1 protein-coding gene is annotated in these 2,402 nt (G+C 41.4%); it reads left to right on the plus strand.

Going from position 1 to position 2,402, the window contains the following annotated elements:
- On the plus strand, positions 1-2,283 hold a 2,283-nt coding region (locus HF312_21445; GenBank protein MCU7522779.1), incomplete at its 5' end, for an FtsX-like permease family protein.
- Positions 2,284-2,402 lie beyond the last annotated feature (119 nt).

Consider the following 2,402-nt stretch of genomic DNA (forward strand, 5'->3'; position numbering starts at 1 on the left):
GGACTTACAATCGGAATTACGTGCCTTATATTCATAATGAAATATGTCACCTATGAGCTTAGTTACGATAAGTTCCCTGAAAACGCAGACAGGATCTACAGGATCACAGGGGAGGATTATGCACAGACTCCCTTACCTTTATGCAACGCTCTAAAGGATTTCTATCCCGGTATTATAAATACGTTAAGAATCAACAAAGTCCCCCGAAAACTGCTCAGCTATAACAACAGGAAGTTCTACGAGGAGGGCATTATTCTTGCTGATCCATCCATATTCGAAATGTTCTCATATAAGCTTCTCTACGGAAATGTAAAAACAGCACTTAACGATCCAAATTCAATTGTCATTACGCCTCAAATGGCTCTAAAATATTTCGGCAATGAGAATCCCATCGGAAAGACATTAATACTGGACGGCAGGCTGCAGTTCCAGGTAAGCGGCGTCTTAAAGGATATTCCTCAAAATTCCCATCTCAGATTCGATTTTCTCTGCTCGCTCACCTCAGCCAAAGCCGTCTATAGCGATCCAGGATTTTTTGACAGCTATCTGAATACATATGTGTTTTCTTACTTCCGGACAGATACTAATACGGATCTAAAGAGCCTGAATGGCCGTCTTGACAAGTTTACAAAATTTTATGCCGCCAGGCTCTTTTTCCCGTTCGATTTCAAATTTGCTTTTCAGCCTTTAACTTCAATCCACCTGCATTCAAGCCTTGCAGGCGAACTTGAACCCAATGGCGATATAACATACGTTTATGTATTTTCCAGCGCGGCACTGCTGATACTTTTAATAGCCTGCATTAACTATGTGAACCTTTCTACCGCCCGCTATATGACCAGAATAAAAGAAGTCGGAATCAGAAAAGTTGTCGGCGCTTCAAGAAGCCAGCTTGTTTTTCAGTTTATTGGTGAGGCAATTATTGTATCTTTTGTTTCTGTGCTCCTGTCCTGGTTTCTGGTAATGCTCCTTACTCCTATGGTTAGCAGCTTCCTGGGCAGCAGGGAAGCATTTACAAACAATCCCGGCAGTTTACTGCTCAATCTTTGCATTACGACACTTCTTTTAGGATTAGCCGCAGGCGCGTTCCCGGCATTCTTCGTTTCAAAATTCCAGGCGGTTCAGATACTCTCTAAATCTGTCCTTGTCAGGAAGTCGCGCATAAACCTGAGGAGCATGCTTGTAATATTCCAGTTTTCCATTTCCACTGCACTGATACTGCTGACGATAATCATAAACAGCCAGCTTTCATTTATTCAGAAAAGGAATTCTGAGCTTTCGGAAGAACAGATTATTATTTTGCCCGTGGAAGATGAAGCGGTTAAACAGCAGTCCGGGGCATTCAAAAATGAACTTCTTAAGAATCCCGCTATACTGAGTGCTTCATTTTCTTCTGCCATTCCCGGAAGCGTCAAATGGGTTACAAGCTTTAAGTGGGAAGGACAGAAGAGCCTGAATGATAATACCCTGAATTTTATAGCAGCCGACTATGATTTTCTTAAAACATATAAGATACATCTTTCAGCCGGGCGCGATTTTTCAGAGGGTTTTCCATCGGATGAAAAACAGGGCTATATCATCAATCAGTCTGCTCTGGAAAAATTTCAATGGAAGTCTCCTATCGGTAAACGCCTTGGACTTTTCGACAATCCCGACGGCAGTGTAATAGGTGTGGTAAAAGATTTCCATTTCAAGTCACTGCACTCCAAAATAGAACCGCTTTGTATTTTCATAAGTCATTACCGCGCTGAGTATATCTCAGTCAGGATAAGGACGGATAAAATGCAGCCGGTTTTAAGCCACATAGAAAAAACTTGGAAAAAGTTTTCTTCAGGCAAGCCGTTTGAATATTATTTCTTTGATGAATACCTGGCTAAACTTTACAGCAAAGAACAGAATACAGGAAGGCTTTTTGACTGTTTTTCTGTTATCGCAATTTTCATTGCATGTATGGGAATATTTGGTCTGGCCGCCTTCACCTCCGAAAGCCGAAAAAAGGAAATAGGAATCCGGAAAGTTCTTGGCGCCTCAACATTGAGCATAGCAGGGACACTGGTGAAAGATTTTCTCATAATGTCCATGGTAGCCGTAATTCTGGGATGCTCTGTAAGCTATTACTTCGCCATAAAATGGCTGAACAATTTTGCATACCATATAGGTATAAACCCCTGGTTTATCATCACCACAGGCGCCCTGGTTACCATTTTAGTTCTTACAACTGTGTTAACTATTGTATTAAAGGCTGCAAATGCCGATTCTGTTGAAAATCTAAGATATGAATAATCTTCCGGTATGGAAAAATACCAACGAAAACAGGCGATTTAGAATTATACACTCCTAGAATCCGCCGCGCAGGCTGTTGCAAATTCCGGGAACAAAACCTCTGGTCTTTAAATATAAGG

The sequence above is a fragment of the Ignavibacteria bacterium genome (genome assembly GCA_025612375.1).
GTDB lineage: Bacteria > Bacteroidota > Ignavibacteria > Ignavibacteriales > SURF-24 > JAAXKN01.